Source organism: Mameliella sp. CS4, assembly GCF_019392335.1.
GTDB lineage: Bacteria > Pseudomonadota > Alphaproteobacteria > Rhodobacterales > Rhodobacteraceae > Antarctobacter.
This window is the reverse complement of the sequence record NZ_JAHXRQ010000025.1, coordinates 1-19,772: the sequence shown is the minus strand read 5'-3', so window position 1 is coordinate 19,772 and position 19,772 is coordinate 1. Positions and strand designations below refer to the sequence as shown.

General features: G+C 58.9%; 23 protein-coding genes. 9 read left to right on the top strand and 14 right to left on the bottom strand.

Annotated features, from left to right (window positions below; all coding sequences use genetic code 11):
* The 6 genes from KZZ07_RS22160 to KZZ07_RS22135 all read right to left on the bottom strand — a co-directional run bounded on the left by KZZ07_RS22160 (position 1) and on the right by KZZ07_RS22135 (position 4,816).
* On the bottom strand, positions 1–483 hold the full coding sequence (locus KZZ07_RS22160) for a c-type cytochrome (protein ID WP_219517382.1): 483 nt from the start codon (positions 481–483) through the stop codon (positions 1–3).
* A complete protein-coding gene (locus tag KZZ07_RS22155; protein ID WP_219517373.1) occupies positions 480–1,874 on the bottom strand; it encodes a multicopper oxidase family protein in 1,395 nt (464 codons plus the stop codon). Before KZZ07_RS22155 ends, KZZ07_RS22160 begins: the two co-directional genes overlap by 4 nt.
* Positions 1,875–1,918: 44 nt before the next feature.
* A complete protein-coding gene (locus KZZ07_RS22150) occupies positions 1,919–2,836 on the bottom strand; it encodes a c-type cytochrome (protein WP_219517371.1) in 918 nt (305 codons plus the stop codon).
* A gap of 2 nt (positions 2,837–2,838) precedes the next feature.
* A complete protein-coding gene (locus KZZ07_RS22145; protein ID WP_219517369.1) occupies positions 2,839–3,396 on the bottom strand; it encodes a c-type cytochrome in 558 nt (185 codons plus the stop codon).
* 372 nt (positions 3,397–3,768) lie between these two features.
* On the bottom strand, positions 3,769–4,227 hold the full coding sequence (locus KZZ07_RS22140) for a c-type cytochrome (protein ID WP_219517367.1): 459 nt from the start codon (positions 4,225–4,227) through the stop codon (positions 3,769–3,771).
* A gap of 28 nt (positions 4,228–4,255) precedes the next feature.
* The gene (locus KZZ07_RS22135; RefSeq protein WP_219517365.1) at positions 4,256–4,816 is read right to left on the bottom strand and encodes a L,D-transpeptidase; all 561 of its coding nucleotides are present in this window, start codon (positions 4,814–4,816) and stop codon (positions 4,256–4,258) included.
* Positions 4,817–4,972: 156 nt separating this feature from the next.
* Between KZZ07_RS22135 and KZZ07_RS22130 the strand changes: the two genes are divergently transcribed.
* Entirely contained in the window at positions 4,973–5,275 is a 303-nt protein-coding gene (locus KZZ07_RS22130) for a DUF2933 domain-containing protein (protein ID WP_219517363.1), read from the top strand.
* A gap of 284 nt (positions 5,276–5,559) precedes the next feature.
* A complete protein-coding gene (locus KZZ07_RS22125) occupies positions 5,560–7,689 on the top strand; it encodes a protein-disulfide reductase DsbD family protein (RefSeq protein ID WP_219517362.1) in 2,130 nt (709 codons plus the stop codon).
* A gap of 27 nt (positions 7,690–7,716) precedes the next feature.
* Here the strand turns inward: KZZ07_RS22125 and ccmI are convergent, their stop codons facing one another.
* The 7 genes from ccmI to KZZ07_RS22090 form a co-directional block, all read right to left on the bottom strand.
* The gene (ccmI, locus tag KZZ07_RS22120; protein ID WP_219517359.1) at positions 7,717–8,868 is read right to left on the bottom strand and encodes a c-type cytochrome biogenesis protein CcmI; all 1,152 of its coding nucleotides are present in this window, start codon (positions 8,866–8,868) and stop codon (positions 7,717–7,719) included.
* The gene (locus KZZ07_RS22115; RefSeq protein ID WP_219517357.1) at positions 8,865–9,338 is read right to left on the bottom strand and encodes a cytochrome c-type biogenesis protein; all 474 of its coding nucleotides are present in this window, start codon (positions 9,336–9,338) and stop codon (positions 8,865–8,867) included. The genes ccmI and KZZ07_RS22115 overlap by 4 nt, the downstream gene beginning before the upstream one ends.
* Entirely contained in the window at positions 9,335–9,901 is a 567-nt protein-coding gene (locus KZZ07_RS22110; protein WP_219517355.1) for a DsbE family thiol:disulfide interchange protein, read from the bottom strand. Before KZZ07_RS22110 ends, KZZ07_RS22115 begins: the two co-directional genes overlap by 4 nt.
* Positions 9,902–9,909: 8 nt before the next feature.
* On the bottom strand, positions 9,910–11,910 hold the full coding sequence (locus KZZ07_RS22105; RefSeq protein ID WP_219517354.1) for a heme lyase CcmF/NrfE family subunit: 2,001 nt from the start codon (positions 11,908–11,910) through the stop codon (positions 9,910–9,912).
* A gap of 64 nt (positions 11,911–11,974) precedes the next feature.
* Positions 11,975–12,280: an SHOCT domain-containing protein gene (locus KZZ07_RS27820; protein ID WP_255564517.1), complete on the bottom strand. Its 306-nt coding sequence runs from the start codon at positions 12,278–12,280 to the stop codon at positions 11,975–11,977.
* Entirely contained in the window at positions 12,216–13,682 is a 1,467-nt protein-coding gene (locus KZZ07_RS22095) for an ATP-binding protein (protein WP_219517352.1), read from the bottom strand. Before KZZ07_RS22095 ends, KZZ07_RS27820 begins: the two co-directional genes overlap by 65 nt.
* Complete coding sequence (locus KZZ07_RS22090) at positions 13,682–14,404, bottom strand: response regulator (protein ID WP_219517350.1); 723 nt, start codon at positions 14,402–14,404, stop codon at positions 13,682–13,684. Before KZZ07_RS22090 ends, KZZ07_RS22095 begins: the two co-directional genes overlap by 1 nt.
* A 233-nt stretch (positions 14,405–14,637) precedes the next feature.
* On the opposite strand from KZZ07_RS22090, the gene KZZ07_RS22085 reads away from it, so the two are divergent.
* The 7 genes from KZZ07_RS22085 (at position 14,638) to KZZ07_RS22055 (ending at position 18,926) form a co-directional block, all read left to right on the top strand.
* Positions 14,638–15,066, top strand: a complete 429-nt coding sequence (locus tag KZZ07_RS22085) for a rhodanese-like domain-containing protein (protein WP_255564516.1) — start codon at positions 14,638–14,640, stop codon at positions 15,064–15,066.
* A 3-nt stretch (positions 15,067–15,069) separates the two neighbouring features.
* Positions 15,070–15,294: an ion channel gene (locus KZZ07_RS22080; protein ID WP_255564515.1), complete on the top strand. Its 225-nt coding sequence runs from the start codon at positions 15,070–15,072 to the stop codon at positions 15,292–15,294.
* A 161-nt stretch (positions 15,295–15,455) separates the two neighbouring features.
* The gene (locus KZZ07_RS22075) at positions 15,456–15,905 is read left to right on the top strand and encodes a DUF6010 family protein (RefSeq protein WP_219517339.1); all 450 of its coding nucleotides are present in this window, start codon (positions 15,456–15,458) and stop codon (positions 15,903–15,905) included.
* A 3-nt stretch (positions 15,906–15,908) separates the two neighbouring features.
* Positions 15,909–16,571: a TVP38/TMEM64 family protein gene (locus tag KZZ07_RS22070; RefSeq protein WP_219517330.1), complete on the top strand. Its 663-nt coding sequence runs from the start codon at positions 15,909–15,911 to the stop codon at positions 16,569–16,571.
* Position 16,572: 1 nt separating this feature from the next.
* Positions 16,573–17,559 (top strand): cation diffusion facilitator family transporter, encoded by a 987-nt coding sequence (locus KZZ07_RS22065; protein ID WP_219517323.1) that lies wholly within the window; start codon positions 16,573–16,575, stop codon positions 17,557–17,559.
* Positions 17,560–17,565: 6 nt separating this feature from the next.
* The gene (locus tag KZZ07_RS22060) at positions 17,566–18,477 is read left to right on the top strand and encodes a sterol desaturase family protein (protein ID WP_219517321.1); all 912 of its coding nucleotides are present in this window, start codon (positions 17,566–17,568) and stop codon (positions 18,475–18,477) included.
* Positions 18,474–18,926, top strand: coding sequence for a DUF411 domain-containing protein (locus KZZ07_RS22055; protein ID WP_219517319.1), 453 nt, complete (start codon positions 18,474–18,476; stop codon positions 18,924–18,926). The genes KZZ07_RS22060 and KZZ07_RS22055 overlap by 4 nt, the downstream gene beginning before the upstream one ends.
* A gap of 5 nt (positions 18,927–18,931) precedes the next feature.
* On the opposite strand, the gene KZZ07_RS22050 is transcribed toward KZZ07_RS22055, so the two are convergent.
* Positions 18,932–19,498 (bottom strand): Crp/Fnr family transcriptional regulator, encoded by a 567-nt coding sequence (locus KZZ07_RS22050; RefSeq protein ID WP_219517317.1) that lies wholly within the window; start codon positions 19,496–19,498, stop codon positions 18,932–18,934.
* Between the last annotated feature and the right edge of the window lie 274 nt (positions 19,499–19,772).

Genomic DNA, 19,772 nt, shown 5'->3' with positions numbered 1-19,772 from the left:
TTAGTTATCTCCTCCTTGTTCGTCGGCTTCTGTCCGCGCGGCCTGGACTTCGCGGATGCGGTCTGGCCAGGTGGACCGGATGAAGGCCAGGATGTTGTGAATTTGCTGGTCGGTCAGCACGTCTGCGAAACCGGGCATGCCACTGTCGAATTCGACGCCCTGACGCGCCAGAAGCGCCGCACCCCCCAGTTTTGTGTAGTCGAAGAGCAGGCTGTCAGGATGATGCCAAGTGTGACCCGTCTCATCATGCGGTGGTGCCGGCAGGCGCCCATCCCCGCCGGGCGTTCGCCATTCCGGCTGGCCTTCCAGATCCGCGCCATGACAAGACGCGCAGTTCTCTGCGTATAGCAACGCACCTTCTTCGATGTCGTAGCTCGCCGCCTTGGACGCGCTGTCGACATCCGAGGATGCACTGGTCGATAGCCAAAATGTGAAAGCGGCTACGACGACAGTTATGGGAACGGACCAAACGAGATACCTCATGTGACCCGCATCCAGGTTGTCATGCCGGACGCCGCATGGCTGAGCATGTGGCAATGGAACAGCCACTTGCCGGGATTGTCTGCCGTAAAGGCGATCTCCCGCGACTCGTTGCCAGCCAACAGGATTGTGTCCCGCATCGGTCCGAACGCGCCGTCGGGGCGCAGCTCGCGGAAATGCATCCCGTGCAGGTGCATTGCATGTGGGAAAACAGTCTGGTTTTCGATCTTCAAGCGCACCGGCTCGTTCAGGGACAGATCGGCCAATGGTGTGTCCGTCATTTCGGCAACATCATTCAGGGCCCAGAACTTGCCCGCTTGGGCAAGTTGGCGGAAGCCAAGACGTTCCCCGCCGAGCAATGCGGACTGCATTCGCCCCATCGCGCCGCCGGACATGACCAGCCGCAAATCACGCGCATCGGCAAGGTCCGGGGCGAGTGCTGCTGGATTTGGCGGCAGCGGCAGCGGCTTGCCTCTTGGTACTGAACTGACTGCGCCGTCGACGGGAAAACTCACTAGCGGGGTCAGTTGATCGTCATCGCCGATGCGAAGAACTTGGGCGGTGCCGCCTTCGTCTTCGGTCACATCCACAATTAAGTCGACGCGCTGTGCCGGGCCGAGGATCAACTCGCCGTCAACCAGCTGGGGTTGACCGATTGGCATTCCATCCAAGGCCACCGTCCAGCCACTGAACCCCGAGAGCCTCAGCGGGAAAATCCGCGCGCTTGCTGCGTTGATGATCCGCAATCGAATGCGTTCGTTACGCTTCGCGGGCAAGGTCAGATCATAGCGCCCGTTCGTCGTGATAAAGTTGCCGATACGTCCACCGTGGCTCATCATCATCGGCTGTTCAAAATTGTCGAACAGCTGCCCGCTATCAGGGTCGAGCAACCAGTCCTCCAGAATGAGGACCTCCTCGCGATCGATGTCCGGACGCTCCGCTTCTTCGACGATCAACGGACCGCGCAATCCGCGAGCGACCTGTTCGTACGAGCGATTGTGCGCGTGATACCAGTAGGTGCCTGCGTCCGGTACAACGAAATCATAATCAAAGCTTGCCCCCGTCGCCACGGCCTCTTGAGTGAGCCCGGAAACGCCATCCATGGCATTGTCGATACGGATTCCGTGCCAATGAACCGAACTGGGATCCGGTATCTCATTGCAAAACCTTCGGCGGACCCGATCGCCCTGCGCGACCCGAATTTCCGGTGCCGGAACGAGGCCGCCATAACCCCAGATCTCTGTTTCCGAGTAACTGTCCGGAAGAATCTGTTGTCGCGCAACCTTGGCAACCACGTCCTCGAACGGGTTCTCGGCAAAAGCCGACCGCGGTATGGCCACCGAACAGCCGGCCATCGTTGCGTGACGCATGAAATCCCGTCTTGTTTGGTTCATTTTTCGTCCTCAAGAAAGTGGGGGCCTCGTGCCCCCACATGGATTTAGTTCGACGCTGCGTCTGCCGTTTCAACCGAGTCCTTGTTCAACAGAAAAAGTGCCATCGCTTCGCGGTCAACTGGTGTCAGAAACCGTGTTCCCTCGCGAACCACCTCAGCCATACTACCACCGAAAGCGTCACCCGAAGGAGTGAGACCGGTCTGGAGCGCATAGGCGAGGTTTGAGACCGTCCAGTCATTTTTGGCGAGATCGTCTGGCCTGATTGCCGGTGCCTTGCTGCCGCCGGGGAGTTGGTCGTTACCCGCAAACCTGGCGCTTAGCTCTCTGCCTCCGGCGAAGTTGCGTGATGTATGGCAGGCGGCACAATGCGCAGCGCCATTCACTAGCGCCTTCCCCCGGTTCCAGGCAGGGTTTCTTCTCTCATCCGGTTCCGTATTGGGATCGTGGAAGAAAGCTGCCCGCCAAAGCTTCAGTCCCCAGCGTTGATCGAATGGAAATCCGACGTCGTTTTCTGGCGCAGGCTCGTCCACGGGTGGCACGGTTTGAAAAGCCGCCCAGAGGTCGGCGATATCCTGGTCAGAAAAATCCGCATAGAACGTATATGGGAAAGAGGGATAGTACGGCGTTCCATCGGGACTGATACCCTGCCGCACGGCTTTTGCGAACTGTTCTGTCGTCCATTCGCCCATGCCATGTTCGGGATCTGTCGTCAGATTGGGCGTATAAAACGTTCCGAACGGAGTTTCAAGCGGCGCCCCTCCGGCAAGTGGCGCGCCGCCCGCTTCAAAATTGGTATGACAGGCAATGCATCCACTGGCGCGCGCCAAATATGCGCCCCGGTCGATATTGCCCTCTGTTGCAATCGGAGTCACCGGACTGCCGACAGGCCATGCGATCACCACGCCGAGGCCGGCCGCACTTAGCACGGCGACCCCGCCGACTAGCGTCAAAAACTGTCGCATGGTCAGTCTTTTTCCGCCCGGAAACGTTCATGGCACACGGAACAGACCTGGGTCGTCATCGCGAATGCCGCGTCAGAAGGCATTTTCGCAAGCGCGGCCGCATCCATCATGGCGTTGCTCCCCATCATGGTTGTACCGCCGCCCATCATCGAAGCCCCACCTGCGGAGATATTGCCGCCCATGCTGCCCAATCCATTGTCGGCTGCGCGTTCCAGGCCTTCAGAGTATTCTTCCAACTGACTTGCCAATGCGGCGAACCGGTCCCAATCGGTCCACACCTCGTCTTTGGCTTCCGAGGGCACACCCCCTGTGCCCTCGGGAAACAGCTTTGTCATGCTCTCACCGGCGTGCTGCTGGAACAGGCGCGCTGCATCGCGCACTGTTTCTGCGTCATAGGTCGTTTCGCCCCGCATCATCGGGGCCACGGTTTTGACCGCCTTTCCCATGGCGGCCATAGCATCCATGCGTTCTTTTACGATACCGGTTGCACCGCCATGAGCGTATGCCGTAGCCGCGATTCCTGCAATCAACACTGCAGCTGTCATAGTTGTCTTTTTCATGTCTTCGATCCTTATACGGGTCTGCTTTTCGAACGATGTGAAATCAGACCCACTGTCGTGGCGGTGGAGGATCGCTGGTGGGGCGCAACTCGGTTCGTTGGGTCGCGCCGTCTTGCATGACGGCCTTCAGAAACTGAGGCTCGTAAACCACTTTTGGTTGAAGCAAAACCGCTACCGGGACAGAGCAATCGAGTCCCGGATGACAGTGGTCAGAGGCTTCGTTCGTCGATGACCCTAAAACTTCGTGAGGGTGAGCTTCTTGCGCCAAGGATCCTTCGCCATGATACGCTGGTGCCTCAGGCAACCCGAGAACCGCGAGGAAAAGGCCGAAAATCATCGACAGAATCCATTGGCTTGTCTTCGACCAACGCATCAGTTGATCCCGTTGGCCCGCTGTAGTTCACGGACATAGGCGGCAACCATCTTGACGTCTCCTTGGGTCAGTCCCTCGATCTTTGGCATGTTACCGAAATTCCAGTGATGCGCACGGACGCCGTTTTGCGCGGCCAAAACAAATGCCATGTCCGAATGGTGGCCTGGTTCGTAAATCTTGTGCACAAGAGGCGGCGCAACACCATTTTGACCGGCAGCATTTTCACCGTGGCACTCAGAACACTTGGCCTCAAATATGTTTTTGCCAAGTGCCGCCTGCTGCGAAAGTTCGTCAGGTAGCTTTACCTGCGCGATCGGGTCGCCCTGAGCGATCGCGCTTGTGTCGGGTGACGTCATGGAGTGGCCAGCCGCTGTATCTTCGGCCCCAACGAAACGCCAAACGGCCAAACCCCCGCCCACGATCACGACGGCTCCTATAAGCGCAGTCAATTTATCCATGCCTGTATCTTCCGCCTTACCCTTTGGGTCAGATGAGTTTGACTTGAGTACCGACAGGCGTTCGCTCGTAGACTTCCTCGACCTGTTCGTTGTACAAACCAATGCAGCCATTTGACGATCGGCGGCCGATCTTGCGCGTATCTGCTGTCCCGTGAATGCGGTAGTATTGCCATGACAGGTACAATGCCCGGGTGCCCAAGGGGTTTTCCGGATCACCGCCTGCGACACGTGCCGGCCACTCCGGGTTGCGTTCACGCATGGAGGGTGTCGGCGCCCAACTAGGGTTTTTACGTTTTTCCACGATTTCGGTATAGCCGCGCTTCGTCAGTTCATCGGTCAGTGGAACGGATGTCGGGTAAATTCGCATTTCTCCGTCGGACGTCCAATGCTGGAGCGCCATTGTATTGGTATCAGATATAATGATCCCTTTTCCGAGCGTATCGAAGTGATCTTGCCAATCATGAACTCGGAAAGAAGAAATGTTGCGGCGAACGACTTCGGCCCGAACAACGCTCGGTGCGGCCAAGGCAACAGCCGCATATCCCAATAGCCTTCGTCGATTGACCTTGTTGTTTCGCGAGTTCGTCATGACACACTCCTAGCCTCGGGTTTGCTACATCTCTTTTACGGGAGACCCGGCATCAGGCAACCTGACAAGGCCGCGAGAAGTGTATCCATTTGTATCCTTGACCTTACCCTACTGGAGGGTCGCAAATGACGCCGGAAACTAGGTAAAGAGAGTGTCGTGGACCACCAGAATCACAGAAAAAAGCCGATCGCGGACAGGCTCAAGCATTACGGAATGATGAAGTGTTGCGTCGTCATGCTCCTGCCCATTGCCGGGTTTTTTCTTGCCGGTGGCACACTGGCGGGCATGTGGGGCAATGCAGCGGCTTTCGCCCCGCTTCTTCTTTGCGTTGCGGCGCATCTCGTGATGCACAAATTCATGGGTAAATCGTGCCATTCTGACAAAGCAAGGGATACTATCGAGGAAACGCCTGAGCTCATTGCATCCGCGATTCCCGTCGTTGCCCGCGATAGGCAGTGATGTGCGTAGGAAGTCACAGGCAAGCGTATTGCTGTTAGCGGCTACCTTGTTAGGGGGGTGTGCGGGGAGTCTCGCAGACTGCCTGAATCTTAAACCTAAAATATCGACGAAGCAAGCGTCAAGGCTACTACCGGATGGATGTCGAATTCTTTCATCTCCTGCTACTGGCGTTGCGCAAGTCGTCTGTTCCGATGGTCGTCAGGGTTTTGCCGTGGGTAGCCTTTAATGCAGCCTCCGGCGAATTAGGGAAATCTGCCTCAAATTTAATTGGAGGATAGGGTATCTTGATAGATAAACTTTTGATCCTTCGACGGATTTCCGTAATTCGCTTCGTGCTCTTGGCCCTTGCTTCCGGAAGCGTCTCGGCAGCGACCTCTGTTGAATACCAGAGTGCTCCACTCACGGCGAATCTTATTGCCGCTCAGGACGGCGTTTCTAGAAACACACGGTCTCTATCTGCCGGACTTCACCTTCAACTGAACGAAAATTGGAAAACCTATTGGCGGTCGCCAGGAGAGGTGGGAATGCCACCTGCGGTCGAATGGAGCGGTTCAAAAAACATTGCAGATATCGAATTCATGTGGCCCGCCCCGACGCGGTTCACCGCCTTTGGTATCGAGAACTTCGGTTATGCTAACGAAGTCGTCTTTCCGCTGCGCGTGACGCTCGAAGATCCCGGCGCACCCGTGACCCTTTCCGCGCAGGTCAAACTGCTCGTGTGTTCCGATGTCTGCGTTCCGGAAGATTTTGACCTGTCACTTCGCCTCGGACGCGGCAACGGCATCGACAGCTCCGCCGCTGCGCTGATTGGCGCTTTCTCCGGTCGCGTTCCCGAAGGGGCCAAGGCGAGTGGCGTCAGAGAGGCAACTGCTTTCATCGACGAAGACCTCACGGAGTTGATCGTCAACCTTCGCGTCGATGAACCACTCCAGTCGCCGGATGTGTTTCCCGAACTGGGTATGGGTGTTGCGCTCGGCAAACCCGATATCCGTTTGGGAGAAGAGGATCGTTTGCTTTGGGCGCGCTTCCCGATTCTCTCTTCAAATACGGATGTGACGGTGGCGCCATCGATTACCGTCACCGATAGCGAGATCCGGGCCTTCACCGTCATTGCGGATCGCGTGACGCAAGGTATCGCAGCTCCCTTCGAATTGGCCGCCACGACACCGGACATGCTGGAACTGCTCTGGATTGCCGCGGTCGCGCTGCTGGGTGGATTGATCCTGAACGTGATGCCCTGCGTACTGCCGGTGCTGTCCATCAAGGTTTCGTCTGTGCTCAAACACACAGATCATGACACAACCCGTGTCCGGTTCGGCTTCGTCGCTGCCGGCGCCGGCATCATGACGTTCATGTGGGGCCTGGGGCTAACCCTTTGGGCGCTCCAGACGGCAGGGCTCAGCGTCGGGTGGGGTCTGCAATTTCAAAGCCCGCTGTTTCTTGCGGTGATGATCGCAGTTCTGCTCCTCTTTTCGGCAAATCTGTTCGGAGCGTTCGAGTTCGCCCTGCCACACGGCATGCAGACGTGGCTTGCAGGGGCCGGAGGACGCAACGGGTATTCCGCCGACTTCTTCACCGGCATGTTCGGTGCCGTCATGGCAACACCTTGCTCGGCACCGTTCCTCGGGACCGCGGTGGCGTTTGCTTTGGCCGGACGTGCCGTGGACATTCTCATCGTCTTTACGAGCCTCGGCCTCGGCCTCGCCCTGCCCTATCTCGTCATCGCCGCGTTCCCGCGCCTGGTCGCGTTCATGCCCAAGCCTGGTCGATGGATGCTGATCGTCAAAAGCGTCATGGGGATCTTGCTGTTTGCAACCGCCGTGTGGCTGTTCTGGGTGCTCGACGGTGTCGCCGGGCTGGCCTCCGTCATCGCGGTCGCGGTGTTGTCAGGTCTCGCCGTTCTGATCTTGACCCTCCCGAATGTGCAGTCCCAATTCAGATGGTCTATTGCCACAGCCAGCCTTGTCCTGGCTCTTGTCGCAGGTCCTCTCCTGCAGCAATCAGCGCCTGCCCGCGCAGAGTCACAGTCGGCATTGGCTTGGGTCGCATTTGACCGTTCGGACATAGCGAAACGCGTGTCCGCAGGAGAGGTCGTCTTTGTCGATGTGACCGCTGACTGGTGCCTGACCTGCAAAGCGAACAAGACACTTGTCATCGACCGTGAGCCGGTCCGCAGTGCGCTGGACGCGTCAGGTGTCACGCCGATGCAGGCAGATTGGACACGCCCGGACGCGCGAATTTCCCGCTACCTTGAGAGTTTCGGCCGATATGGCATCCCCTTCAATGCCGTCTATGGACCGTCGGCACCAAACGGCATTGTGCTGTCCGAATTGCTAACGACCGAGGACGTGATGGACGCCTTGGCGCAAGCCAGCGGTCGGGATGTTTCCGCAAAGGTTGCCGGTCAGGAGTGACCTGCCCAGGCGGGCACCCGCCGGTAGTCAACCGCCAAGCCGCTCGAGCGCGTCACGGACCGCCGCACGCCGAGGATCATTGGTGGGCTGATGCTCCAACAGCGCTTCTGCCTTACGGTAGGCTTCAATGGCGCGATCTTGCTCCTGAAGGACGGTGTAGGCGTTTGCCAGCCGGATCCATCCATCCAGATCCTCCGGTTCATCCTCAAGACGCTCGGCCAGGCGCGAGACCATCGAGCGGATGAACTCCGCGCGATCCGCATCGCTCATCTCCGACGCCGCCACGACATCCGCCGCGTTTGGTCCGAGTTGTGACGCCGGCCCTCTGGGAAGATCGGCGATCGGGAGGTCGGCTGCGGCAGCGATCCGATTGATCTGCAATGTATAGGTTTCCATCCAGGGAACGTACGCCTCTTCCTGGTCCAGCCGTGAAACGAGCAAGTCGTAGGCCTTACGCGCCTCTTCTCTTTGAAGATGGTAGAGAGACTTGAAATAGGTTGCCGCAGGATTGGATCGGTCAAGTTCTAGCGCGCGATCAATCGCCGATTTTGCCTTTGGAATAACAACGCCGTCATTGGCAACCACGACTGCCTCTGCGAGCATGGAGAATGTCGCGGAGGTGGCATCCTTCCGTTCGGCGACAACTTCGAAGGCTTCGACGGCATCAGATGCTCTGCCCATGCGCTGATAGGTCTGGCCCAACAGCATCCACCCTTCGCTGGGGCCGCCAGTCGGATCGGATACAAGCCTTTCGCGAAGTTGTATTGCGAGGGCCGTCACTTCAACAGTCTGCGCGCGCTCCTCGGCTCGGGCCGCGAAGGCCATTGAAGGAACCTCCGGAGATCCCATCGTCAGATAGTAACCCGCTGCAATAACTGGTGCGAGCACCGCCGTGGCAACGAGTGTGACTCTGCCACCACTACGGGAAGATCCGGCTTTTTCTTCCGAATTGCGTGTCGTCGCGAGGATACGTTTCTTGATCTCGTGTCTGGCAGCTTGAGCTTCCTGTTCAGAAATCAAACTGCGGTCCATGTCTCGTTCGATTTCCTGCATCTGATCGGCAAGGATTGCCGGCACCGCATCTCCTCTGGAGTGAGTGTTCGATCTGGACCACAGCAGCGGGTAGAGGACAATTCCGATCGCGACCAGCGTCAGAAGAACGAAAACACCCCAGATCATGACGCATCCCCCGCTTCGTTTCGTCTGAGAATTTCGGACACGGTGTTCTCATCCTCCGCGCCCAAATCTTCAAAAGCCTCTTGCTTTCGCCGACTCATCAGTACCCCGCCACCAACGAAAACCCCGATGAGGACGAAAGCGATCGGCGCAAACCAAAGCGCGTAGGTCGCAGGCTCCAGAGGCGGTTTGAGCAGCACGTAATCCCCGTACCGCGCCCGTATGTATTCGATCACCTCGGTGTCAGTGTCTCCCGTGACCAGTCGCTCGCGTACGAGCAGACGCAGGTCTCGGGCCACACCCGCGTTCGAGCTGTCGATGTCCTGGTTTTGACAGACGACGCATCGCAGATCCTTGGAAATCTCCCGCGCACGCTGTTCCAATACCGGGTCGGTCAGCATTTCGTCCGGTTCGACCGCATTGGCGGCAAAGGGGAGCAACCCGACGCAACACGCGAAAATCAACTGTCTCATGATGCTGCTCCACTCGGAAGTGCGCCTGCCTGCTTCAGGGCTTCGGTGAAACGTTCGACGGCCTCGGGACCTACGACCGGCCCGACATAGCGAAACAGAACGGTGCCATCGCCATCGACGATGAAGGTCTCCGGGACGCCTGAGAGGCCCCACTCAATCCCTGTCCGGCCTGACAGGTCGGACCCGATCCGCTCGTAGGGATTGCCGAGGTCATTGAGCCACTTCACGGCATCCGCAGGTTTGTCTTTGTAGTTTATTCCGAACAAACGAATGCCTTCTCGTTCGACAAATCGTGTCAACACGGCATGTTCCGCGCGGCAGGGCACGCACCAGGACGCAAAGACATTGACCACCACAGGTCGTTCGTTTCCAACAAGATCGCTTCGCGACAGGCCAGGCGTCTCCAACCCGGGTATGGCTTCGAGGTCGAACTTCGGGGCCGGTTGCGAGATGAAGACTGAGGGGATTTCGTTGGGGTCCCGGTCTGGATTGAGTCCCCAAAGAAAGAACCCCCCGAATATGACCGCCGCAATAAACGGCAGCCCGGCAATGAGACGTTTCATCTTCTCTCCTACTCGGCAGGAACAGCATCGCTGGCTGACTTTTTGGCGCGGCGCGGCGCCCCAACCCTCAATCGGCGATCCGACAAAGACAAACAGCCACCGATCACCAGCAGGATCGAGCCGATCCAGATCAGGTTGACGAGCGGTTCATAGAGGATCCGAAGGGTCCATGCCCCGGCGTTGTTCATTTGATCGGAGGCTGGCGTTGCAATCGACGTATAGAGATCGCCCGCCAATGTGGAGCGGATGGCCGACTCCGTCGTCTGGCTTTCCGCGACCGGATAATACCGGCGTTCTGGGAAAAGTGTCGTGACCAATTCGCCATCCCGGCGGACCACCAGGGTGCCGCGATCCGCGATGTAGTTCGGCCCCTGAACCTTTTCCGCGCCTTCGAAGGTGATGTCAAACCCGGCGATCGCGACCTCTGTCCCCGGAGCGGCAAAGACGATCTCCTCGCTCTTCCATCCGGTCGAGCCGATCATCCCCATCATCAAAACGGCGACGCCGGCATGGGCAAGCGTCATGCCGTGAGAGGCGCGTGGCAGGTTGCGCGCGCGTCTCGCGCTCTCCGCAAAGGAAACCTCGAACAGACGGATGCGTACCGCCCATTCCCGTAGGGTCGCAAAGAGCAGCCACGCCGCGCCGAGGATGGCAAGATAGGCCATGATCGGCCCACCGTTCAGAAGATACCATGCGGCCAAGGCTGGGATGACCGCCAGCACGGCCACGAACCGAATGCGATCGAGCAACCCGGCGATATCGGCCCGCTTCCACGACAGGAATGGGCCCAGACCCATGAACACCACCAGCGCCAGCATCATCGGAATGAAGGCCGCATTGAAAAAAGGTGGACCCACCGAGATCTTGTCCCCGGTGACAGCCTCGAGGATCAGCGGATAAAGTGTTCCGAACAGGACGGTTCCCGTAGCGGCGACGAGAATGAGGTTGTTTACGAGCAGCCCGGCTTCGCGGCTGATCGGGCGAAACAGACCGCCCGGCTCCATTTCGGGCGCCCGCCAGGCGTAGAGCGCCAGCGACCCGCCGATGGACACGGCCAACAGACCCAGAATGTAAAGCCCACGCTCTGGATCGACGGCGAACGCATGCACGGATGTAAGCAGCCCGGACCGGACGATGAACGTCCCAAGCAGCGAAAGCGAAAAGGTCAGGATGGCAAGCAGGATGGTCCAGGTTTTGAATGCATCGCGCTTTTCCGTGACGATGGCCGAATGCAGCAACGCGGTGCCCAGAAGCCAGGGCATAAAGCTTACATTCTCGACCGGGTCCCAGAACCACCAGCCGCCCCAGCCTAGTTCATAATAGGCCCACCACGATCCAAGAGCGATACCGGCCGTCAGGCTGACCCACGCGGCCAATGTCCACGGGCGGACCCATCTGGCCCAGGCTGGATCGACGCGACCCTCCAAAAGAGCCGCAACGGCAAAGGAAAACACGATGGAGAAGCCGACATACCCGAAATACAAGAGCGGCGGGTGCATGGCGAGGCCCATGTCCTGAAGCAACGGGTTCAGGTCATTGCCGTCGAGCGGCGGCGGGAACACCCGCTCGAACGGGTTCGACGTCAGCAGCAGAAACGTCAGGAAGCCGACACTGATCCACGCCTGAACCGACAGGGTGCGCGCCTTGGTTTCGCCCGGGATATTCGATCCGAACCAGGCAACCCCCGCACCAAATACCGCAAGGATCAAAATCCAGAGCAGAAGCGATCCCTCATGGCTGCCCCAAGTTCCCGCAACCTTGTAAAGCATCGGCTTAAGCGAATGGGAATTCTCGACGACGTTCCTGACGGTGAAATCGCTGACGATGAAGGCCTGCATCAGCGCCACGAAGGCAATGCTCACAAACAGTACCTGACCAAGGGCCGTCGCCTGGGCGGATTTCATCCAGACGGCGTTTCCGCGAGACGCGCCCGCAATCGGCAGAACACTCTGAACAAGCGCAAGCGCCAGCGCGAGGGCCAATGCGAAGTGACCGATTTCCGGGAACATGGCGTTCTTTCCTATCTAAGGTTGGTGGCGTCGCGTGGGACGGTGTTCAAATCCGCAATGTGGACTATTCGTCGAGCGTTGCTTTCAGTCGGCGAAACTCTTCTTCGTCAATTTCACCATTCGCAAAGCGACGCCTCAGCGTTTCCCGCGCGTCCGATTCCGGCGGAGGAGTGCCATTGTTTCGCAGCCTGAGCACCAGAAACACGATCAATGCGATCACGGCGCCCCAGAAGGCGAGCATCATGAAGCCGCCCATAAAGCCGTAGCCACTGCCCCACATGTGCCCCGTCCAGGAGCCTGGACCATCAGCCTGCGCCACGCTGGCTGGCAAGCTGGCCAGCAGCGGTAGGATCAATTTTTTCAGTTTCATCTGTTTCTCCTTCGATCAGTTCGCTTCCATCCAACGGGATGGTGACAATAGCCCGCAAACCCGCGCCGTTCCGGTTGACCAACTGGATATCGCCGCCATGGGATTGGATGATTGTCCTCGCGATTGAGAGCCCAAGCCCATAACCGCCCGTTACCAGAGACCTCGATTGCTCGAGGCGATAGAAGGGATCGAAGACCTTTTCCAACTGATCGGCCGGAATGCCGGGTCCATTGTCATCGATGTTGAGCACGAGGTTCGACTCGTGGGTCGCCCAACTGACTTGTGCGGCACCACCGTAGCGAACGGCATTCTCAAGCAAGTTCCGGAGCGCTCTGCGGAACGCGTTGGGTCGAAGCCGCACCGAAATATCATCACTCGGTGCAAACGTGCAGAGTGCCGCCATATCGCTGCACAAACTGTCCAGAAAGTTGCGCAGATCGACCACTTCGGACACTTCGGATCCGGTAAGACCCCGCGCGAAGGTGAGTGTCGCCTCGACCATGCTCTGCATCTCTTCAACCGATGCGATGAGGCTTTCACGCGTTTCTTCTTCATCGACCAGTTCTGCACGGACACGTATGGCGGTCAGCGGCGAGCGCAAATCATGGCCAAGGGCTGCGAGCATCCGTGTCCGATCACTGACGAACCGGGTCAGCCTTCGTTGCATGCGATTGAAGGCGACGGTCAGATCCCTGACCTCGGTTGGCCCTGTGACCGTCAATTCGCCCACATCTTCGCCCCGGCCAAGATGGTCCGCCGCCTTGGACAGGTTCCGAAGAGGACGCGTCAGGCGCGTCATGACAAACCAGAAGATCGCCACCAGGAGCAGTCCGGCGGAAATTCCAAAGGTCAGCATCGAATAGAAAGGCCATTGGATTGGCGGACGCTCGAACCGCGTTCCGACATTCAGCCAACGCGCTCCCTTGATGGCGATCGACAGGTTCATCTCAACCGCCGTCAACTCTCCGCGCATCATCGCGAGATGCATTTCCGTCATCTCGTCCGAGAGATTGGGAAGGGGCCGCAACGCGCCCTCGACCTCGTGCAGTTCAACGCGAATATCCCGGCTGTAGCTATCGCCCAGAAGCGCGCGTATGCGTCCTTCCACGATGCCGCCATCCGAATGACCGGTGTGTTCCACGCTCGGAACGTCCGACAGATCGAACCGGATCAATGGCGAATTCGCCGCGCGGAGGATCGAGTCCTGCAACTCCGGCGGGGCCTCCTCGATCAACCGCGCGACATTTGCTGCGCGACCGGCGGCCTCGAACCCCAATGCGGCACGAATCGCAAGGCTGCGCTCGTCAGCGAACAGGAACAGGCTGATCGCCTGGGCCACGACAAGTGCCGCGACCACAAGCAGGATCAACTGGCCGCTCAGAGACCTCATCGCACGGCGCATCACGGCGCATCCTCGACATCGGCAGCCAGACAGTATCCGCCGTTCCGCACCGTTTTGATGACACTGGGCCTAAGTACATCCGGCTCGATTTTGCGGCGGAGGCGGCTGATCTGATTGTCGATGGTGCGATCCATCGGGCCTGCCGTACGACCAGCGGTCAGGTCAAGCAATTGGTCACGGCTGAGCACCATCCTCGCGCGTTCCAGCAGGACCGCCAGCAATTTGAACTCAGAGGTCGTCAATGGCGTCTCGGCGGCGGTCTCATCGATCAGCACCTGCCGGTCGGTATCCAGTACCCAATGGGCAAAACTAACTTTCCTCCCGGCGAGGCTTCCGGCCGCAGGTTCGTCGCGGTTGCTTCTCCGAAGAACCGACTTGATGCGGGCGAGCAGTTCTCGTGGATTGAACGGCTTGGCAAGATAATCGTCCGCGCCGATTTCCAGCCCCACGATCCGATCGGTTTCCTCACCAAGCGCCGTTAGCATGATGATCGGAAGATCACCCTCTGGCGCAAGTCTGCGGCAAACTGACAAACCGTCCTCCCCCGGCATCATGACATCGAGCACGAGGAGGTCGAAGTGACCAGTGGCCAGCTTGGCATCCATCTCCACGGCATCCCTGGCGACGGTCGTGCGCATTCCGTTCTTCTCCAGAAAGCGCGCGACGCTTTCGCGTATCTGAGCGTGGTCATCCACGACAAGGATATGAGGTGGCGGTCCCATGGCGTCCTTCCTAGATCATCGTTGCATCGTGTTTCATGGGCAGAATTGTAGCCGTTTGTATCAGGTCAGTCCCTTGCTACAGATGGATACAAATCTGTACCTGCACCGTGTCGTGCTCCCGGGTAGCGTCGCGGGCGTGTTATGCGACCTTTGGGATCGCAACCGATCAAACGATGAGGTATTCGAATATGGCTCTTGATTTGAACCGGCGCCGTTTCGTTCTGGGTGCTCATATGACGGTGCTGACCGTCACGGCGTCACCGCTGCTGGCGCAGAGCCGATCTGTTTGGTCGGCAGGGAATGCCTTTGACGCGCTGCTATCGGATACTGCGCGGATCATCGATGTCAGAACGCGCGAAGAGTGGCAAGAAACCGGCGTAGGTGCTGGGGTATGGCCGATAAGCATGCACGCGTCCGGTTTTCCAGACCGCTTGTTCAGGGCGAAGGCACTGAGCGGTGATCGCACTGTTGGACTGATCTGCGCCACTGGCGGACGCTCCGCATCGCTGCTTCGAGCGTTAAGACAAGCTGGTTATTCGGGCTACGCCGATATCTCGGAAGGGATGTTGGGATCAGGCGAAGGGCCGGGATGGGTCGCATCGAACTTGCCGACCGTTCCGTTGGATGTCGCCCTGAACGGGTTGCCCCCCGCGTTGGCCTGACCTGTGAAGAAGCAATCGTTCAGCAATAGCCCGCCGATGTTTCAGGATGTTCTCTATGTTACGGGCATCTCGTTCTCGACCCTTGGCCATTCGTCCATAGAGGTGATCGGGCCCTTTCGCCTGTTGCTGATGCTGCAATCGCTTTTGGGCTTCATGTTGCTGACCTGGTCAGCGACTTTTCTTTACTCAGCCTGCCAGGAAGTCTGGCAGAAGGCGAAAGATGACTGAAAATCGCCACGTGCGGCGGAGATGAGCCGGGCGTCAGCGTCAAATACGTCCCGATATCGGTCCTTTGACTTCCGCGTGGAACGGTTGAGTGAGCGCCGCGTTGCCCGTGTGCATGAAAAGCCCTTGACCTTCCAGTTGCTGGAATGTCTAGGTACCAAGCCATGGCACAGATTTTCGAAAAGACAGGCGATCACGCATTGCACTATCGACACGGGGATATCGTGAAATCTCCCGTATGGGTTGGCGTGTTGCTTGTCTTGCTCACAATGCCGGCTCACCTGTTTTTGGATGAGAAGAGCTCGATAGCTCTTGCTTCGATAACGCTTGCTTTGATTGGCGGTGCCTATATCGGCTTTGGCGCCGCGGACGGCAGAGCGCACGTGGACTGGGCAGAGCTCGCCGTCGCCCTTCTGTTCGGCTCAGCAGCGTTCTTGGGGCTGATATGGCATTGGGCCTTCCTCCCCTTGGGCCTTGTCCTGCACGCCCTTTGGGACATTTCACACCTCAATTCTTATTGTCTCGCCCGCATTCCGAACTGGTATATTCCGTTCTGCGTGACCTTTGACCTCTTTGCAGCCGCGTTCTTCGTTCTGCTCTACGCCGTGTTTTGAACCATGATGATGCGCGTTCTTCTTATTGCGGTGTTCCTGATGGGAGTCGTCGCATTGGCCTTCCCGGACGTCCTTGGCGTTGACATGCGCCTGCCGGATCGCGCGGAAATAGACCGCTGGATCGAGGCGGCAGGTCTTGCCGGACCAATTGTCATCGTGGCGCTTATGACAATCGCTATCGTGGCAAGCCCCTTACCCTCCGCGCCGATCGCACTCGCCGCCGGAGCGGCTTATGGACACACGTTCGGGACATTCTTTGTCGTTCTGGGCGCGGAACTCGGTGCGCTTGCCGCCTTTGGTCTGGCCCGCAGCCTGGGTCATCCCTTCGTTGAGCGTCATCTCGGTCAGAAGATAAACGCGGGCCTGTTTGGGTCCCAGAACACTCTGACCTTCCTGGTCTTCGGCAGTCGCCTGCTGCCGTTTCTGTCCTTCGATATGATCAGCTACGCCGCAGGTCTGAGCAAGCTGCATCTTTGGAGGTTCGCGCTGGCCACGATGGCCGGGATTATTCCAGCGAGTTTTTTGCTCGCTCACATGGGCAGCCAGGCGATGAACGGAGATGCCCGCACCGCCACATGGACCGCGCTTGCGCTCGGTGGCTTTACCGGCCTGTCGGTTCTCTTTGCCGCGACGCGAAAGACCGGTACGCAACGGGAGGATAGCTGATATGGCCAATCATTCTCACGCCGGGCACATGCCGACCTCCGGCAAGGCCCTTGTGATTTCTGCCTGGCTCACCGGCGTCTATTTCATGATTGAACTCGCCGTCGGGCTCTGGACCGGCTCGATCGCCGTGCTGTCGGATGCGTTTCACACCCTGTCGGCGGTTGGCGGTGTTCTCGTGGCCATCATCGCCCAGCGGATTGCGCGCCGCCCAGCGGATTCGGCGCGCAGTTTTGGCTGGTACCGCGCCGAGATCATCGGGGCACTGGTGAATGGTGGCTTTCTTCTCGGCATGGCGCTTCTGGTGATCTGGATGGGCGCGATGCGGCTCGGAAATCCGATCCACCTGGCCACAGGCCCCATGCTTTGGGTCGCCTTCGGTGGCCTGGTCACAGAAGTGATCTCGCTGGGGCTGATGTGGCAATCGAGCAAAGACGATCTGAATGCCCGTGGCGCGCTCTGGCACATCATCCAGACCTTTGTCGGCAGCCTCCTGATCATCGTCACCGCTCTCGTGATCGAGTTCACCGGCTTTCTGGCGATTGACCCGATCCTCGGCATGGCGTTCGGGGTGGTTCTCCTCTGGGCCTCTGTGGGCGTGATCAAAGAAGCGGTCCACATTCTCATGGAAGGCACGCCCGAGGGAACGGATCTCGACGCTGTGACGGCGGACCTGAACGGCCAGGACGGGGTTCTGGATGTTCACCATGTGCATGCCTGGACGCTGACCAGCGGCAAACATGCCTTTTCCGCCCATATCCGCCATCGGGAACCGGCCGAGGCCGCGGACTTGCTGAACAGGGCCTATCTTCGACTGACGGAGCAGCATGGGTTTCACATGGTCACGCTGCAGCTCGAAACAGAGTGTCTCGACGAGCGCCACGCGCGGGATATTGATATAGTCCAGATAGCGGCTGCCACGACCGCGCAAGATAAGACTGATGTGCGAGATGCGCATCCGCCCCCAAGCCCTAACACAGAAGGGCCGTAGACTGTGATGGACACGATACTTGCCGCAGAGCCGGAAGTTCGTCTGACGGCGTTTTTGAGTGTGCTGGCTGCCATGGCGCTTTGGGAACTCGCCGCCCCGCGTCGGCGGCGTGACATTCCGCGTGTCATCCGTTGGTCGAACAACCTGGCTCTTGTCGTGATCGACACGGCGATCCTCCGATTGTCTTTTCCAATCCTGGCCGTTGGTCTGGCGGTCATCGCCGAGGAGCGGGGCTGGGGCCTGTTCAACAATATCGAGGTTCCTTTTTGGCTGGTTGTGATCCTCTCCATGCTGCTTCTCGACTTCGCCATTTACCTGCAGCATGTCATGTTCCATGCCGTTCCAGCTTTATGGCGGCTGCACCGTATGCATCATGCGGACCTCGAATTCGACGCAACGACTGGATTACGCTTTCATCCGATTGAGATCCTCATCTCGATGGCGATCAAGCTAGTCTTGGTCGCAGCGCTTGGTCCGCCCGCCGTCGCGGTTCTGTTGTTCGAGATCATCCTTAACGCCACGGCACTCTTCAATCATGCCAACATCAACCTGCCGCGACTGGTCGACCGATGGCTCAGATGGATCGTCGTCACGCCCGACATGCACCGCGTGCATCATTCGGTCGATCCGCGCGAAACTAACTCAAACTACGGCTTCAATCTGCCGTGGTGGGACCGCCTCATGGGTACTTACGTTGCCCAGCCTGCGAAGGGCCACGAGGGAATGACGATCGGCATTGAGCAGTTTCGCACGACCCGCGATCCCTGGGTCGACAGGATGTTGATCCAGCCCGTTCGCGGGCCTGCAAGCGGACACGCACTGGATACATCGGCCCTCACGTCGACAGAGCAGGAACAGCCTCTGGACTCTCGAACACACAATTCTAGGATCTCGGATAACCCGAAAAGGAACACATGATGAAAAGACGTACATTCTTGCTGGCCGGAGCGGCTGCCACACTCCCCCTGCGAGCACTGGCCAACACGGAACCAGTCATTAAAGTCCTGAAAACCCCCACCTGCGGGTGCTGTACCGCCTGGGTCGATCATGTCCGGCAAGCGGGCTTCACGGTCGAGGCGCAGGATGTCGATCAGGATGCGCTTTATGCGTTCAAAGACCGGCTGCAAATCGCACCAGAGCTTGCTGGATGCCATACGGCGATCATAGGCGACTATTTCATCGAGGGCCACGTGCCTGCCGCTGACATCACGCGGCTGCTGGCAGAGCAACCGGTGGCGCGCGGGTTGACGGTCCCCGGCATGCCGATGAGTTCGCCCGGCATGGGCGGTCCCGGAGCCGGTGACACTTTCGACTCCTTGCTTGTTGGCTCCGACGGGATGACCTCGGTCTTCGCCAGCCACAGCTGATCGGCTTATGGGCACAGGTGATAGATCCCGCGGGACGGGTTCATGACCCGCCCGTCCTGCACAAGCTTTCGCAGCGTCCTGTAGGCCGCCTCATGGCTAAGCTGTAACCGGGCGGCGAACTCGACCACGGAGCCATCGAGCAGGCCCGCGACCAACCCCGCCATCACCCGGTCTTCTGCGCGCCGAATACCGACGATCTCCAGCATCTGTCGCTGCGCTTGTATCTGTTGAGCCGCCTGACGGCCATAGGCGCGGGCGAATGCCGGGTCGGCAAAAGCGGCCAAGACGGCAGCCTTTTCGATCCGGATCAGCGCCCCGGCTGCAACACAGACCGCATCGCAATGATAGACCTCTGAAAACACGGAAGCTTCGGCAAAGCTTGTTCCGGCTTGGGCATGATGGATGATGAACCGCTCGCCATCTGGGCCGACCCGCTCGAGATGCACGCGCCCGGTTTGCACGACATAGAGACCGTGGGTGGGTCCACCTTGATGAAACACCACATCGCCAACCGCGCCGGAAAAAGGGCGAAGGGCTGAGCTCGGGATATGATCATAGGGGGCCGGCAACATATGATTGAAATCCTATTGCGATGCGCCCGCCCCTGCTAGCCGAAATATGACGGCACCCCACTGAAGGATCCGTCCATGCGTCTCATTCCCCTCCTCCTCGCCATCGTGATGGCCACACCCGTTGCGGCTCAGCACGCCCATTCCTCGGTCGGCCATGCAATGGGCGGACCGCAGGAAACCGGGCAATCGGCCTTTGCTTGTCAATCCCGGAGCAAAATGGGTCAGTGAACCGGTGGAATAATCCCCAACGGCTGGGGTCTGGCGGGCGCCTTGG

Bases quoted from the DNA above. Each gene is read 5' to 3' on its own strand.
- KZZ07_RS22145 (WP_219517369.1), bottom strand. From the start codon at position 3,396: ATGAAAAAGACAACTATGACAGCTGCAGTGTTGATTGCAGGAATCGCG.
- KZZ07_RS22110 (WP_219517355.1), bottom strand. From the start codon at position 9,901: ATGAAACGTCTCATTGCCGGGCTGCCGTTTATTGCGGCGGTCATATTC.
- KZZ07_RS22050 (WP_219517317.1), bottom strand. From the start codon at position 19,498: ATGTTGCCGGCCCCCTATGATCATATCCCGAGCTCAGCCCTTCGCCCT.
- KZZ07_RS22055 (WP_219517319.1), top strand. From the start codon at position 18,474: ATGATGAAAAGACGTACATTCTTGCTGGCCGGAGCGGCTGCCACACTC.
- KZZ07_RS22090 (WP_219517350.1), bottom strand. From the start codon at position 14,404: ATGGGACCGCCACCTCATATCCTTGTCGTGGATGACCACGCTCAGATA.
- KZZ07_RS22085 (WP_255564516.1), top strand. From the start codon at position 14,638: ATGACGGTGCTGACCGTCACGGCGTCACCGCTGCTGGCGCAGAGCCGA.
- KZZ07_RS22070 (WP_219517330.1), top strand. From the start codon at position 15,909: ATGATGATGCGCGTTCTTCTTATTGCGGTGTTCCTGATGGGAGTCGTC.
- KZZ07_RS22115 (WP_219517357.1), bottom strand. From the start codon at position 9,338: ATGAGACAGTTGATTTTCGCGTGTTGCGTCGGGTTGCTCCCCTTTGCC.
- KZZ07_RS22155 (WP_219517373.1), bottom strand. From the start codon at position 1,874: ATGAACCAAACAAGACGGGATTTCATGCGTCACGCAACGATGGCCGGC.
- KZZ07_RS22135 (WP_219517365.1), bottom strand. From the start codon at position 4,816: ATGACGAACTCGCGAAACAACAAGGTCAATCGACGAAGGCTATTGGGA.
- KZZ07_RS22065 (WP_219517323.1), top strand. From the start codon at position 16,573: ATGGCCAATCATTCTCACGCCGGGCACATGCCGACCTCCGGCAAGGCC.
- KZZ07_RS22075 (WP_219517339.1), top strand. From the start codon at position 15,456: ATGGCACAGATTTTCGAAAAGACAGGCGATCACGCATTGCACTATCGA.
- KZZ07_RS22150 (WP_219517371.1), bottom strand. From the start codon at position 2,836: ATGCGACAGTTTTTGACGCTAGTCGGCGGGGTCGCCGTGCTAAGTGCG.
- KZZ07_RS27820 (WP_255564517.1), bottom strand. From the start codon at position 12,280: ATGAAACTGAAAAAATTGATCCTACCGCTGCTGGCCAGCTTGCCAGCC.
- KZZ07_RS22105 (WP_219517354.1), bottom strand. From the start codon at position 11,910: ATGTTCCCGGAAATCGGTCACTTCGCATTGGCCCTCGCGCTGGCGCTT.
- KZZ07_RS22140 (WP_219517367.1), bottom strand. From the start codon at position 4,227: ATGGATAAATTGACTGCGCTTATAGGAGCCGTCGTGATCGTGGGCGGG.
- KZZ07_RS22160 (WP_219517382.1), bottom strand. From the start codon at position 483: ATGAGGTATCTCGTTTGGTCCGTTCCCATAACTGTCGTCGTAGCCGCT.
- KZZ07_RS22095 (WP_219517352.1), bottom strand. From the start codon at position 13,682: ATGCGCCGTGCGATGAGGTCTCTGAGCGGCCAGTTGATCCTGCTTGTG.
- ccmI (WP_219517359.1), bottom strand. From the start codon at position 8,868: ATGATCTGGGGTGTTTTCGTTCTTCTGACGCTGGTCGCGATCGGAATT.
- KZZ07_RS22060 (WP_219517321.1), top strand. From the start codon at position 17,566: ATGGACACGATACTTGCCGCAGAGCCGGAAGTTCGTCTGACGGCGTTT.